The 15,353-nt window shown below is 33.6% G+C and carries 14 protein-coding genes; 11 read left to right on the forward strand and 3 right to left on the reverse strand.

The annotated features are described in order from the left end of the window. Positions 1-122: 122 nt before the first annotated feature. Positions 123-683 carry a pentapeptide repeat-containing protein gene (locus tag HHX25_RS07025; RefSeq protein ID WP_169671572.1) on the reverse strand — a complete coding sequence of 187 codons (561 nt, stop codon included), beginning with the start codon at positions 681-683 and terminating at the stop codon, positions 123-125. A 17-nt stretch (positions 684-700) separates the two neighbouring features. Next, positions 701-1,909 carry a Pycsar system effector family protein gene (locus tag HHX25_RS07030; RefSeq protein WP_169671574.1) on the reverse strand — a complete coding sequence of 403 codons (1,209 nt, stop codon included), beginning with the start codon at positions 1,907-1,909 and terminating at the stop codon, positions 701-703. Positions 1,910-2,103: 194 nt separating this feature from the next. On the opposite strand from HHX25_RS07030, the gene msrB reads away from it, so the two are divergent. From msrB to HHX25_RS07075, 9 genes are all read left to right on the forward strand, one after another. After that, the gene (gene msrB / locus HHX25_RS07035) at positions 2,104-2,565 is read left to right on the forward strand and encodes a peptide-methionine (R)-S-oxide reductase MsrB (protein WP_169671575.1); all 462 of its coding nucleotides are present in this window, start codon (positions 2,104-2,106) and stop codon (positions 2,563-2,565) included. Next, positions 2,555-3,094, forward strand: coding sequence for a peptide-methionine (S)-S-oxide reductase MsrA (msrA, locus tag HHX25_RS07040; protein ID WP_169671577.1), 540 nt, complete (start codon positions 2,555-2,557; stop codon positions 3,092-3,094). Before msrB ends, msrA begins: the two co-directional genes overlap by 11 nt. A 23-nt stretch (positions 3,095-3,117) precedes the next feature. After that, positions 3,118-3,609: a peroxiredoxin family protein gene (locus tag HHX25_RS07045; RefSeq protein ID WP_169671579.1), complete on the forward strand. Its 492-nt coding sequence runs from the start codon at positions 3,118-3,120 to the stop codon at positions 3,607-3,609. Between the two features lie 107 nt (positions 3,610-3,716). After that, a complete protein-coding gene (locus HHX25_RS07050) occupies positions 3,717-4,244 on the forward strand; it encodes a peptide-methionine (S)-S-oxide reductase (RefSeq protein WP_169671581.1) in 528 nt (175 codons plus the stop codon). An 11-nt stretch (positions 4,245-4,255) separates the two neighbouring features. Then, positions 4,256-5,479: a bifunctional alpha/beta hydrolase/OsmC family protein gene (locus HHX25_RS07055; RefSeq protein WP_169671583.1), complete on the forward strand. Its 1,224-nt coding sequence runs from the start codon at positions 4,256-4,258 to the stop codon at positions 5,477-5,479. Between the two features lie 32 nt (positions 5,480-5,511). Continuing rightward, entirely contained in the window at positions 5,512-9,216 is a 3,705-nt protein-coding gene (locus HHX25_RS07060) for a metallophosphoesterase (RefSeq protein WP_169671585.1), read from the forward strand. A 315-nt stretch (positions 9,217-9,531) separates the two neighbouring features. After that, a complete protein-coding gene (locus tag HHX25_RS07065; protein ID WP_169671587.1) occupies positions 9,532-10,644 on the forward strand; it encodes a serine hydrolase domain-containing protein in 1,113 nt (370 codons plus the stop codon). A gap of 86 nt (positions 10,645-10,730) precedes the next feature. After that, positions 10,731-11,786, forward strand: a complete 1,056-nt coding sequence (locus tag HHX25_RS07070; RefSeq protein ID WP_169671589.1) for a sensor histidine kinase — start codon at positions 10,731-10,733, stop codon at positions 11,784-11,786. Continuing rightward, a complete protein-coding gene (locus HHX25_RS07075; protein ID WP_169671591.1) occupies positions 11,783-12,478 on the forward strand; it encodes a LytR/AlgR family response regulator transcription factor in 696 nt (231 codons plus the stop codon). The genes HHX25_RS07070 and HHX25_RS07075 overlap by 4 nt, the downstream gene beginning before the upstream one ends. Before the next feature lie 42 nt (positions 12,479-12,520). Here the strand turns inward: HHX25_RS07075 and HHX25_RS07080 are convergent, their stop codons facing one another. Further along, positions 12,521-13,363 (reverse strand): hypothetical protein, encoded by an 843-nt coding sequence (locus tag HHX25_RS07080; RefSeq protein ID WP_205958009.1) that lies wholly within the window; start codon positions 13,361-13,363, stop codon positions 12,521-12,523. Positions 13,364-13,425: 62 nt separating this feature from the next. Here HHX25_RS07080 and HHX25_RS07085 point away from each other — a divergent pair, with 62 nt between their 5' ends. Then, positions 13,426-14,115: a glycerophosphodiester phosphodiesterase gene (locus tag HHX25_RS07085; RefSeq protein WP_169671593.1), complete on the forward strand. Its 690-nt coding sequence runs from the start codon at positions 13,426-13,428 to the stop codon at positions 14,113-14,115. Continuing rightward, complete coding sequence (locus HHX25_RS07090; protein WP_169671595.1) at positions 14,112-15,320, forward strand: BaiN/RdsA family NAD(P)/FAD-dependent oxidoreductase; 1,209 nt, start codon at positions 14,112-14,114, stop codon at positions 15,318-15,320. Before HHX25_RS07085 ends, HHX25_RS07090 begins: the two co-directional genes overlap by 4 nt. Positions 15,321-15,353 lie beyond the last annotated feature (33 nt).

A 15,353-nucleotide genomic window follows, 5' to 3' on the forward strand; every position in this document is an offset into this window, starting at 1 on the left:
AAACTAAATCAAATAAAGGTTGAAATTAAGACCTCGAAGTCATGCCTCATTATCAGATTGTCTATTTTATTAAACGATTTCTCCTTAAGCCAAAAAAACATTTTTTATATCGATTGGAGTAATCACGCAATACTAAGTTGATACTTGTCAAGTAGCCCAGCAATATTGTCTTTCGAGAATTTTGCGTGCTTCATTTTATTGTTATCAGGATCTAACGATATGTTGTAAGCCGATTTAAAGTCTACCCGCTCCAGTATGGTGCTTTGAAATAGGGTGTTTTTTAAGTTACAGTTTTGAAACGTCGAACCTGTTAAATTGGTTTCCGTAAAATCAACACCCGTTAAATTACAGTCTTTAAAGAGCATTTTTTTTAGAGTTAAATTATAAAATACAGAGAGTTCCAGATTACAATTGTTAAAAGAGACAGATAAAAATAAATCATCACAGTCATTAAAGTGTATGCCTAACAATTTACAATTGGAAAAATAAACATCGTTAAGTACCGCGTGCTTTATTTTGGTTAAACTAAAATGACAACCTATAAACTCGCAATCTGTAAAAGACATATTCGATAGATCTGCATTGGCAAAATTACAGTTTATAAATCTACAGTCTTCATATTCTCCTTTCTCTAAAGGGTTTTTAGAGAAATTTTGATCTTCAAAATCTTTATTTTCAATCAAATTATTTTAAGGTTTTATTATAAGACGTTGGCTCTGGAGAAAAACTGAAATGCAATAGCAAATGAAATAACACTCACTATAATACCCACCATGAATACACTATAAGTTAAACGAAGTATTTTATATTTTTTGTCTAAAACCAGTCCTAGGAAATATAAATCTTTTTTCATGGAAGAATAAAGATATTCTCTGTCTTGCATCATTTCTCCCATGGCCCATTCGAAATCTTTAAGGCTCATTTTATGAAAATTCCCAAAAAACAATAAATTAACTTTTTTATTGGCAACATCTTCCTTGGTAAATTTACCACTAGTCACATTGGGTCTGGTAGCTAAAATGGATAGTACGATAGATATAACTGTAAATACTACAAAAATAATTGTAGGGACAATTAAATAATGGTTGGATTCATTATCTAATTTCGAAACCAAATTAGAAAGCACTAAAGATACGATGATGGCATTGACCGATAGTAAAATATTAGCCTTGGTGTCTGCAATATTGCTTAATGTGATATGGTTTTTGAGAGTCACCCTAAACATGGTCTCAATACCACGTTCTGGTAACGCTACTTTATTTTTTTTAAAGCTTAGTTCTTCTTTTTTATGCTTTAGTTTGGAATTCTCTTGCTTTAATTTATTCTGTGCTTTTAGTAATTGGGCTAGATTTTTACTCTTAGTTTTGTCCCATTTAGCAGAAGCTTCGCTTGTGTAAAAACGATGACTGTTAGATAAAAAGTCAATATTCATACTCAGCCATTCTTCTTCGCTAAGTTTTTTATCACAAGCAAGTTCCCATTCTTTTCTAAGTAACTCGGTGATGTCACTAAATCTTTTGCTTCCAATATGGGCGCAATCGGCATCCCTAATTATTTTTTCTAACCCATTCTTTGGCTCATAGCCCATTTTAGTAGCTAAAATCAAATCGGATATAATTTTTATATCGTTTTCAGGTACATTATGACCTTTCAAAAATGCACTCGTAATTTTCACACTTTCTGCTTCATGATTGTCAATGTTTTTTGTGTAACCAGTATCATGAAACCAAGCACTTAATAATAAAAGGGATTTGTTTGTTTCTTCTAAATTGCTAAGTTCAGCCAATTCATTAGCCTTTTTAACGACATCTTGTGTATGTGATAAATTGTGATAAACAAATTTGCTATCAAGATGCTCATTTAAATATTGGATGACATATTTTTCCGCTTCAGCAATAAGATTTTCCATAGAAAAGAAATGATTTTTAGTAAAAATACTAAACTTTAATTAATGTAAACTAAACGCTATAATTTGTCGTATATTTCAATATTACTTTACATGGGAGCTAATAGATGGATGCCTGTAAGGTATTAAACTTAATTTAGACTAGTATTAAGGTGAAGGCATATTAATATTAATTAAAAAAGAAAGGAAACATTACTATGCTAACTTGGAAAGATGTAATCAATTTTTCTGTAAAGGGAAACCCCACTCCAGACAGACGTGTTGAGAAAACAAATGATGAATGGTACAAGCTATTAACTCCAGAACAATTTAGGATTACCAGACAAAAAGGAACTGAGCGTCCGCATAGCGGTGCCCTTTGTAGTATACATGATGCGGGTAAATATAACTGTATATGCTGTGATGCGCCTTTGTTTGATTCTACTATAAAATTTAGCTCAGGGACTGGTTGGCCCAGTTTTACACAGCCTATTAAGGAAAATGCGATTAAGTACGAAAGAGATACAGCATTTGGTATGGTACGTGTAGAGGTTATGTGTAATACTTGCGATGCGCATTTGGGGCATGTGTTTCCAGATGGTCCAGAACCTAGTGGATTGCGATATTGTATAAATTCCGAATCGATGCAATTGGAAAAAGAGACGGCCAATGACAAATAAAAATTTGCAATTAGCCACATTTGGTGGTGGCTGTTTTTGGTGTACTGAAGCAGTGTTCCAAGAAGTAAAAGGTATTGAAAAAGTAGTGTCTGGTTATTCAGGAGGTCATGCACCTGGGCATCCAACGTATCGTGAAATTTGTTCGGGTTTAACAGGACATGCTGAGGTGATACAGGTAACGTTTGATGCTAACATGATTTCTTATCAAGATATTTTGGTTGTTTTTATGACGACTCATGACCCAACAACCTTGAATCGACAGGGTGCAGATAAAGGAACACAATACCGATCGGTAATTTATTATCATAATAAAAAGCAAAAAGAAATCGCTGAGCTTGTTTTAAAAGAGATGGGGCCTTATTATGATAACCAAGTGGTTACAGAAATAAGCCCTTTAGACGTATTTTATGAAGCAGAAGACTACCATCAAAACTACTACAGAAATAACCAAGAACAAGGTTATTGTAGTTTTGTGATTACGCCTAAATTGACAAAACTGCGCAAGCTTCACGCAGATAAACTGAAATAATTTAAAAAGAAAGGACCGTTATAATGTCAAATCATTTAGGGCAAGCACAAGTGTTTAATGCTCCAGAATTTTATGTTAATGATTGGATTGATGCTCATGGAAATAAAACAGAAGCCATAAAACTTTCAGATTTTAAAGGTAAGTTTAAAATTGTGTACTGTTTTCAAAGCTGGTGTCCAGGCTGTCATAGTAAAGGGTTACCCGATCTAAAAAAAATGGTAGAAGCTTTAGCAGAGTTTCCAGATATCATTTTTTTAGCTGTACAGACTGTTTTTGAGGGTCACCATGCTAATACGTATCAAAAAATGGTAGAGACACAAAAAAAGTATGATTTAAAAATACCGTTTGGACATGATGCTGGAGATGATGGTAAGTCGCGATCAAATATAATGACCAACTATCAAACAGGAGGAACCCCTTGGTTTATTTTTATTGATAAGCATGATCATGTGGTATTTTCAGATTTTCATTTGAATCCAGATGCTGCAATTAATTTTTTAAAAACCATTGATTAAGTTAAAGAGGCTATTAAGCTTTCGACGCAACAAATTCTGTTATCATTTATTGAACACCTCCCCTTTTTTAGGAAAGGTAAATAGGCATGGGTAATATAGAAATTTATATGAACAACGAATTAGATAAAATAGCCATGGGTGGTGGTTGTCATTGGTGTACGGAAGCTGTATTTCAATCATTGGCTGGCGTTACAAAAGTTGAGCAAGGTTACGTGGCTTCAGTTGATGAAAATAGTAGTTTTTCAGAAGCCGTTATTATACATTTTAATCCCGATGATATTTCATTAAAAACACTCATTGAAATTCATTTGCATACACATAAAAGTACAAGTAATCATTCTATGCGAGGTAAATATCGATCTGCTGTTTATTCATTCTCAGAAATACAAAAAAAGGAATCGGAATGTATTATTAAAGATTTTCAGATAGATTTCGAGTACAAGTTAATAACTAAAGTCTTTCCATTTCAATTTTTTAAACCCTCACGGGAAGCCATTCAAAATTATTATCAAAAAAATCCTGACAAACCTTTTTGTAAAACATTTATAGACCCTAAATTAAGGTTGTTATTGCAAAAGTTTTCTGATCAAGTTAATAAAACCAAGGTAGCATTTATGGCTACGACTACAGTATAAAGATTTTTAAAATGAAACGTTCGAAATTAGATATTCAAAATAATAAAGGCTTAAAGCTTCAGGCCTATTTAGAGTTGCCAGCAAATCAAAAGCCAAATTATTTTGCCATTTTTGCACACTGTTTTACATGTACAAGTTCACTTAGTGCTGTTAAAAATATCAGCCGTTCTTTAACAAACCACGGTTTTGGGGTCGTGAGATTCGATTTTACAGGTCTGGGTAAAAGTGAAGGCGAATTTGCTGAGAGTCATTTTTCAGCTAATGTAGACGATTTAATAGCTGTGAGCCATTATATGGAATCTAATTATGAAGCACCTTCCTTATTGATTGGACATTCGTTGGGTGGGGCTGCGGTATTGTCGGCCGCTTCCCAATTAGAAAATATTATGGCCGTTGCAACTATTGGAGCCCCAGCGACAGTGAGTCATGTAAAACATTTATTTTCTCATGGTATTGATGAGGTTAAGGAAAAAGGAGAGGTAGAAGTTAATATTGGAGGTCGTCCTTTTAAAATCAATAAAGATTTTGTTGAGGATTTCGATAAAACCGACTTACCCGCTATTGTAAAGAAGTTACGGAAGCCATTGTTAATTTTACATGCCCCTACCGATACTGTAGTTGGTATAAAAAATGCAGAGCAATTATATCACCATGCACACCATCCAAAAAGTTTTGTAACACTTGATGCTGCCGATCATCTATTATCCAATCCAAACGATAGTAAATATGTAGGGAATGTAATCGGAACCTGGGTCCAGCGTTATTTCGAACCCAAAGAAAACAGCATGCTTGAAACTAAAGGAGAACAACTAGTAGGTCATTTAAATTTAGTGGAGGACAATTTTACAACCTCAATTCAGACTAAAAACCATTTTATGATAGCAGATGAGCCTACCTCAATTGGTGGTGACGATTTTGGGCCTTCTCCCTATGAGTATCTCAATGCTGGTTTGGTTGCTTGCACAGCAATGACCTTAAAGATGTATGCACAACGTAAACAATGGGATTTACAAGAAGTGTTTGTGTATGTAACACATTCCAGAAAACATAGTGATGATCTAGGTGTAGAAACAGACACTCCAACTTATTTAGACCATATAAGCAAAAAGTTAAAATTTATTGGAGATTTGGATGAAAAACAAAAACAGCGTTTAAAAGAAATTGCATCAAAATGCCCTGTACATAAGACTATTGCAAGTCAGGTTGTTTTTAATACAACCATAATAAACGATTAATTAGTATCTTTAATCATTCATAAAACCCTCGTATGAATATTAACTATAAAGCTATCTTAACTTTAATTGCCTTGTTTGTATTTAGTGCTTGCGCTACTTATAAACCGCAATATGCTCAAACAGGTGAAGCTCATGCTTACCCAGATAAAGAGATTGTACATTCCTTTTATTTGATAGGCGATGCAGGTAATTCCCCTCTGGGAACTTCTTCAAAAGCATTACAATCTTTTAAAATGGCATTAAGTAAAGCTTCAAAAAATAGCACAGCACTTTTTTTAGGAGACAACATATACCCAAAAGGTCTGCCTAAAAAAGGAAATGAGGGTAGGGAATTTGCAGAACATCAGTTGAATATTCAAACAGAGGCTGTAAAAGATTTTAAAGGAAAAACGGTTTTTATTCCCGGGAACCATGACTGGTATAGTAACGGGCTTAAAGGCCTTAAAAGGCAGGAAAAATATATCGAAAACAGTTTAGGTAAAAATACATTTTTGCCAGAAAATGGTTGTCCTATTGAAAAAGTAAAAATCTCGGATGATATTGTTATGATTGTTGTGGATTCCGAATGGTATCTAACCGATTGGAACAAACATCCAACCATAAACGATAATTGCGAAATAAAAACGCGAACCAAGTTTTTTGATGAATTTGAAAGCGAAATAAAGAAGGCAAGAGGAAAAACTACCATTGTGGCTTTGCACCATCCCATGTTTACTAATGGTTCTCATGGTGGGCAATATGCTTTTGAAAGCCATATGAAACCCATTCCTGTTCTAGGAACGCTAAAAAATTTAATCCGCAAAACAGGAGGCGTAACAATTGTGGATATTCAAAATAAGATGTATAATGAGTTTAGAAAGCGCATTATTGCATTATCTCAGGAAAATGATAAAGTCGTTTTTGTATCTGGGCATGACCATAATTTACAATATATTGTGCAGGATAATTTACCTCAAATTATAAGTGGGTCAGGCTCCAAAGAAATGGCTACTCGCAATGTTGGAAACGGGCAATTTTCTTACGGAGCACAAGGCTATGCGCGACTAGATGTCTTTAAAGACGGTTCTTCACATGTTCGTTTTTATTCGACGGAAGAAGATGTTATAGTATTTCAAGCTCAAGTTTTAGAAGCGAAGGAAATAAAAGCAGTAAAAAACTATAAAGAACATACGGAAAAAGAAGTTATGGCCTCTGTTTATTCTAAAGAAGAAACTACCAAAGGAGGGGCTTATAAGCTATTTTGGGGAGCACGTTATCGAGACGCATTTAGTACCAAAGTTAAGGCACCTACAGTGAGGTTGGATACACTTTTTGGTGGATTAACTCCAGTTAGAAAAGGAGGAGGGCATCAGTCAAAATCTTTACGATTAAAAGATGTGCAAGGTAGGGAATATGTCATGAGGGCGCTTCGTAAAAAGGCCCTTCAATATTTGCAGGCCGTGGCATTTAAGGATCAATATATTGAAGGGCAATTTGATGATTCCTACACGCAAGGCTTGCTACTGGATGTTTTTACAGGATCGCACCCTTATGCACCTTTTACCATAGGAACATTATCTGATGCTGTTGGCATTTATCATACAAATCCAGTGCTTTATTATGTGCCGAAGCAATCTGCATTAGGTCAATTTAATAGTGAATTTGGAAACGAACTTTATATGATAGAAGAACGTACAGATTCAGGTCATGGAGATAAAGCGAGTTTTGGTTTTTCAGACGAATTAATAAGTACAGACGATTTACTAAAAGAATTAAAAGAAGATGAAGACCATATTTTAGATGAAGCCGCTTATATAAGAGCACGTTTGTTTGATATGTTGATTGGTGATTGGGATAGGCACGAAGACCAATGGCGTTGGGCAGAATTTAAAGAAAAAGGTAAAAAGATATACCGTCCCGTACCAAGAGACAGAGATCAAGCATTTTCTATTATGGCAGATGGCGCCTTGCTCGGTTTTGCTACTACTGTAGTGCCTTCGTTGCGTTTGTTGAAAAGTTATGATGAAGATTTAAAAAGCTCTAAATGGTTTAACTTGGAACCTTATCCATTAGATATGACTTTAATTAGTCAATCTAACAAAGATATTTGGGATGCACAGGTAAAACATATTGTAGATCACTTAACCGATGCTGTTATTGATCAGGCATTTTTAAATTTTCCACCAGAAGTCAATCAAGAAACGATTAGAGACATTAAACGAAAACTAATAGGAAGGCGTTATAATCTACAAACCATTTCCGATACATATTATGACCATATTAATAAGTTTGCTGTTATTAAAGGAACCGATAAAGATGATTGGTTTCAAATAGAACGGATGCCTGGGGGATTCACTAAAGTAACGGCGTATAGAATAAAAAATGGTGAAAAAGCAGAGGTATTTCATCAACGAACGTATAGCTGTGCCAATACCAAAGAAATTTGGGTTTATGGTTTAGATGATGATGATGTATTCGATGTTTCTGGTAAAGGAGATAAACTTATTAGAATACGATTAATAGGAGGGCAAAATAATGATACTTACGATATTAAAAATGGTAAGCGATTAGATATTTATGATTATAAATCTAAAACCAATACATTCGTTACTAAAAATGGGCGAAAAAGACTCACTGATGATTACGAAACAAATGTGTATGATTATAAAAAGCTGAAAAATAGTAGTAATCAATTTATACCTACTTTTGGGGCTAACCCAGATGATGGACTTAAAATTGGGTTTGCTAATACGTTGACCAATTATGGTTTTATGCGTAACCCTTTCACATCCAGACATACTATTTCTGGAGCCTATTATTTCGCAACGCAGGGTTTCGATTTTGGGTATAATGGTGAATTTGCAAAAGTTATAGGAAACATGAATTTGGGCTTTCAGGCCCGGTTTACAAGTCCTAACTATGCGATTAATTTCTTTGGATTTGGTAATAATACACTAAACCCTGAAGCCGACGATAATGATGGCCTAGATGTAGGATTAGATTATAATCGTGTGAAGTTAAAAACGCTAAAATTTGAGCCATCATTAATTTGGCGAGGCCGTTTAGGAGCTAGTTTTAAAATAGGGTTGTTATATGAATCTTATGAAGTAGAAGAGACAATAGGGCGGTTTATTAATGATCAATTTATTGGAGATGATGTAGAAGTTGAAAACGATTTTTATGGCATAGATGCCAAATATCAATATGAAAATTACGATAATCAAGCATTTCCAACTTTAGGAATGATGGTAGCGCTCCAAACTGGATACAAAAATAATGTGAACAAATCCAAAGGCTTTGCATATATCATCCCTGAACTTGGTTTCGATTATAAACTAATGCCTAGCGGACAACTGGTATTGGCAACAAAATTAAAAGGTCATATTAATTTTGGAGATGATTTCGAATTTTATCAAGGAGCTAATATTGGAGCAAATAATGGTTTAAGAGGCTATAGAAATGAACGATTTACAGGAAAGAGCTCTTTTGTACAAAGTACCGATATACGATTAAATTTGCGTAAGTTAAAAACAGGGGTGCTCCCTTTAAATATAGGGTTTTATGGGGGTGTAGATTATGGTCGTGTTTGGGTTGATGACACATTCTTATTAAATCCAAATGATCATTCAAATACTTGGAATACCTCTGTTGGTGGTGGTATTTTTGCTAATGCAGCAGATATGGTTACTTTAAACCTATCGGCATTTAATAGTGATGATGGTTTGCGTTTAGCCTTTAGGTTAGGGTTTGGGTTCTAATCCTGAACTCGTTTCTGGATCTCATTATTTTCCTTTGCCTTAAAAAAATAGGTGAGATTTTATCAATATTACTTTACTACTATATTCAGTCCGACTCATTTTAAAATTAAGACTGTATAATTTTAGCCTTTCTATATAAATAGAATGCATAGCTGACTGTTTATAACGAATCTCAAATAAACTAGAAGGGATTAAGACAACCACAAGGGTATCTTGCAATTTTTCTACGTTTATCAAAAAAATAGAAGCGTTAATCAAAATAGATTAATACCTCTGTGAATAATATATATTTTCGGAGAAACAAAACATAAAATTATGACTTCAATCTCATCTAAAATTGTACTACTTACTGTTTTTTTAGTTCTAGGATACACTAAAATTTCAAGAGCACAAGGAAACCTTCGTGACGAAATAAAAAATGATAAAATAGCTGCTCTTTTGGAAGAAAAGCTTGCTTTTTTTCCCAATCAGACAGAAATATCACTTGCATTGATAGATAACAAACAAAGTGAGTTTTTTGGAATTATTCGAAAAAGTGATACCCTGCAAACCAAAACTAATCAAAATGCTATTTTTGAAATAGGTTCTGTTACAAAAGTATTTACGTCTACGCTTTTAGCAGCATTGGTTATCGAGGAAAAATTATCATTAAATGATCGCGTCGTAGATTTACTTCCTTTTAAGCTGGAAACACCATCTGAGGATCAAGAAAACATAACATTAAAAACACTTGCCAATCATACGTCAGGTTTACCAGCACTTCCTCAAAATATAATGCCTTTGATAGCTCTTGATGAGAGTGATCCGTACCATTCTTATACTTCCGATAAATTACACGAGTATTTAAAAACAGATTTCAAAACAGAATCTAGGGTAGGTGAAAAAAGTACTTACTCTAATCTAGGTGCAGGTTTATTAGGTCATTTGTTAACTCTAAAAACCAAAAAGAGCTATGAGGCATTGTTGCAAGAAAAAATATTCAAACCCTTAGGGATGAATAGTTCCACTACGGTTTTAAAACAAGTTTCAGAAATAAGTCTAGTTAGAGGACTAGGTCCACAAGGGCAAGTAGTGTCCAACTGGAATTTTGATGTTCTTGAAGGTGCGGGTGCAATAAAATCAAGTGTAACCGATTTGGAAAAATTTGTAAGGATGCACATGGGGAATTCCAGTGTTTATAATTTAACACAAAATGTTACGCATATAGAAAACAAGCAAGTTTCCTTAGGGTTAGGTTGGCACATTATTAGTCAAGGTGATCAGAAAATCCTTTTTCACAATGGAGGAACAGAGGGATATACTTCCTGTGTTCTTATTAATAAAGAAACACAAAAAAGTGTTATTATGCTCACCAATATTTCTACTTTTCACCCGAAAAGAAACGTTATTGATACCTTGTGTTTTGAGATTCTCAATCTCATCAATTAAATAAATCAAGCATAAAGAATTCAAAAACTATTAAATTGCCGAATAATTTCACTTTGAAGTATTCATGACAGAAGTGGTTTGAACTTATGATAAAGAAAACATTGCAAAGTTGGATTTTTATTGCACACTTGATTTTTTGGAGTGCACATTGGAGTCTTGCATTTCTGGGTTTTGAAAATCTTTCTTGGAATGGTTTTTCTACCGAGAACAACTTATTGTACATCGCTTTTACTTATGGGATTTTAAGTAACATGTTGCTGTTTTATTGGCAATACTTTTTTACAGTTCCCTATTTTTTTATAAAAAATGAAGTTTCAAAATTCCTGCTATCAACCATACTCTTTTTTATTTTCGTTAGTAGTATTGAAGGTTATTTAAATTACCACTACACTGTTACTAACAATGTTTTAGATGAACCATTTACTTTCTTTGAATTCTTTGTTATTTGGTTGTTTCCAGACTTCATTTTTAATGTCTTTTATACCTTTTTAGGCTTTTTATTTCGGTTTCCTTTAGAGTATTTCAAATCTGAAAAAATGAAACATGAACTTTTGAAAGAAACACACAATAGCGAACTTAAATATTTGAAAGCACAGCTCAACCCTCATTTCTTATTTAACGGCATTAATAGTATTTATCATCTAATAGGAAAAAATAGCACACTCGCAAAAAACACGTTGCTTCAATTTTCTAACTTGCTCCGCTATCAATTGTATGAAAGTGGTACCCAAAAGATAGCTTTAAAAAAAGAACTAGACTATATTTCACAATATATAGAGATAGAAAAAATTAGGAAAGGGGGTGACATTACGTTGAAATATGATATTTCTAATGAAAATAAACAACAACAGATTGCTCCATTGCTACTCATCCCGTTTATTGAAAATGCCTTCAAACATCTAAGTGATTATGATGATCCTGAAGAAAATACAGTAAGTATATTAATAAAAGAGGTCGAAGGGGCGTTAATTTGTAAGATAGAAAATACTTTTGATACGTTAGAAAATACGAAAAGCGTTGGAGGTATCGGATTAAAAAATGTTCAACGAAGATTAGCCCTTTTGTACCCAGATCAATACAGCTTACAGAGTTTTAAGGATGGAAATATCTATAAAGTGTCTCTAAAAATATATTTTAAATGACTGTATTAAAATGCCTCATTGTAGATGATGAACCTATAGCTAGAGAAGCTTTGAAAGGATATTGTTACGATATCGTATCATTGGAGGTTATTGGGGTTTGTAAAAATGCCAGACAGGCTCAAGTGTTTTTGCAAGAAAATCACGTAGACCTTTTATTTCTTGATATTCAAATGCCTATCATTACGGGGATAGAATGGCTTAAAAAACAAAAAGACACACCCCCAGTTATTATGACAACGGCTTATTCCGAACACGCATTAGAAAGCTACAACTTCAATGTGATCGATTATCTTGTAAAACCTATTTCATTTGAGCGTTTCAAGCAAGCCGTAGGCAAAGCACGTGATCTTATGTATAACAAAGCTCCAGAAAGCTATTTGTTTGTTAAACAAGATAAGGAAATTAAAAAAGTAAAATTGAATACTATTCTATTTGTAGAAGCACAACAAAATTATGTTAAGATTGTAACTACCGCCGAAACCCTTATTACCCATAGTACCCTCAAAGGTATTAAGCTTTCTTTGCCAGAAGAAGATTTTATAAAAACACATAAATCATTTTTAGTAGCGTTGCATAAAATTGACAAGATTTCAGAAAATAAGGTTTTTGTAAAAGAGCACATATTACCCTTGAGTACCCGTCTTAAAAAAGAAGTAACTACAAAAGTTAAATCGAATAATTATCTTAAATAGAATTAGTTAAACTGAATTCTAGTGCCTCTGTAGTTTCCTAAACTATTTCAATTTAAACTCATACAAATTTCCACCTTCGCCATGAGCTCTTTCGTCTGTAATATAAACGGTATTGTTGTCTTTAAAGCAAATACTCTCTTTTTGCGATATGTTTTTAAAATTATAGGTTCTAAGTTTGCCGCTAAAGAAATCATCAGACTTGAAATCGGTAAATACCAAGAATGATTTTTGGGTTAATAAAACCATTTGTTTGCCATCGTTACTTATATCGGCAGAAGTTACCCAACAATGTACATCGTCACAAGAACTAAAGGTACTAACCAGTTGTGCTACATGATTTCCCTTTTTTGCAGGGATTTTATATAAATATGTTTTTCCAAAATTGTTTTTCACACGACTTTTGGTGAATAAATAGAGGCTATCATTATAATGGAAAAATGCTTCACAGTCAAAATGTAATTTTTTCTTTTTGGGAGGAAATTTTTTCTGATTCGAATATTTAAAAGAAATACGTTCAACCTTGGCTTTTTTTGAGTTTTTTAAAGTTTCGGTACTCACTTTTAAGATAGCTAAATTTTTGCGTTTGTTCTCATTATTTCCAAAATCGCCTATGTAAAGATTACCTTTTTTGTCTGACGCCAAATCTTCCCAATCATGATTTTTTGCATTAATTTTCAACTCTTTTTTAATAGTTCCCTTTTTGTTTAAACCATAAATTTTAGAGACATTCCCACCGTCATTCAGCATCCATAGTAAATCTGAGTTTGGTACTGTTTCTATGCCTGAAACCTCATCTAAGGTTTTTGGTAAATTAGCAATTATGTATACACTATCCTGGTTGCACGAAGCTGTTAATAGTATTGCTAATAAAAGAAATTTATTCATGTGGGTGATCATCATTTATAATGCTAAATTTACAGAGATATTTTTGGTATAAAAACTTATTAATGAATAAAACATGTTTAAGAATAGGTCATAGAGGAGCGAAAGGGTATGTTGCCGAAAATACTATAGAATCTATTCAACACGCTTTAAGTCTTGATGTTGATGGTATTGAAATTGATATTCACCAATGTGCTTCGGGTGAATTAGTTGTGTTTCATGACTTTACCCTAGACAGGGTAACTAACGGAAGCGGTGAGATTTCAGAACATATACTTTCAGAATTGAAACATTTAAAAGTGAAGGAGCAATACAGTATTCCAACTCTAGAAGACGTTTTGAATCTCATTGACAAAAAATGCCTTTTGAATATTGAATTAAAAGGAAAAAATACGGTAGAAGAAACAAGTAGGTTAATCGATTTTTATGTAGACAAGAAGGGTTGGAAATATCAAGATTTTATAGTGTCCAGCTTTCAACAGGATTTATTGGCTTCGGTTTATAAAATCAATAAAAAAATACCATTAGGCGTATTAACAGATACCGATTTAGATCAAGCTATCGCTTTTGGGAAGACAATACATGCTGTAGCTATACACCCAGATTATACGATGTTGACCAAAACACATATTTCTACAATAAAAAGTTTAGGGTTTAAGGTCTTTACTTATACTGTTAACGATAAAAAAACGATTTCTCGCATGAAAAAACATAAAGTAGATGGGGTGATTTCTGATTTTCCAGATAGAATATGATAGAAAAAGACATTATTATTGTTGGAGGTGGCGCAGCAGGTTTTTTTGCGGCCATTAATATCGCTGAGCAAAACCCGAGTTTGAAAGTAGCCATCCTTGAACGTGGTAAGGAAGGGCTTCAAAAAGTGAAAATATCTGGTGGTGGTCGTTGCAATGTAACACATGCAGAATTTATTCCTTCAGAATTGGTACAAAATTATCCGAGAGGTGAAAAAGAATTACTGGGACCTTTCCATCAATTTATGACTGGCGATACCATAGAATGGTTTGAAAAACGTGGTGTGATATTAAAAATTGAAGACGATGGCCGTATATTCCCTGAGTCCAATTCGTCTCAAACCATTATTGACTGTTTTTTAAGTGAGGCAGAGAAAAAAGGAGTCGAGGTATTGTACAACCATCCGGTAAAATCCATTAAAAAGAAGCGTAATCTATGGGAATTAGAAACAACTGAAGGAGGATTTGTTTCAGAAAAAGTTGTGATGACAACAGGTAGTAACCCAAAAATGTGGAACCTATTGGAAGGTTTAGGACATACTATTTCGCAACCCGTACCTTCACTTTTTACTTTCGATATTAAAGACCCCCGAATAAAAGATATTCCAGGAGTCGTGGCTCAAAATGTAAGTGTTAAAGTTGTTGATAGTGATTTAGAGTCTGAGGGACCGTTGCTCATTACGCATGTTGGTATGAGTGCGCCAGCCATTTTAAAATTATCTGCATTTGGTGCCTTAGAATTGGCAAAACGCGATTATAAATTTCAAATTAAAATCAATTTTATAAAGTACGCCTTTGAAGATTGTTTAGCAGATTTAAAAGTATTCAAACAAGACTTAGCAAAAAAAACGGTGTTTAAATTTTCTCAATACGAATTACCAAAAAGGTTATGGCAACAATTGGTGTTAGCATCCCATATTTCAATTTCAACGACATGGGCAGACCTAAATAGGCAACAATTAGAAGCTTTGGCATCGCAATTAACGGAGGCTGTTTTTAAAGTTACAGGAAAAAGTACCTTTAAGGAAGAGTTTGTTACGGCTGGAGGAATAGATTTAAGAGAGGTGAATTTTAAAACTTTTGAAAGTAAGCTACACAAAAACCTGTATTTTGCAGGTGAAATTTTAAATATTGATGCCATCACAGGAGGATTTAATTTCCAAAATGCCTGGACAGGAGCTTATATCGTAGCTAAATCTGTTTATTAATTCAAGGATTGGTCAGTTTGGTATATGTTTTAT

The organism is Flavivirga algicola (genome assembly GCF_012910715.1).
GTDB classification, from domain to species: domain Bacteria; phylum Bacteroidota; class Bacteroidia; order Flavobacteriales; family Flavobacteriaceae; genus Flavivirga; species Flavivirga algicola.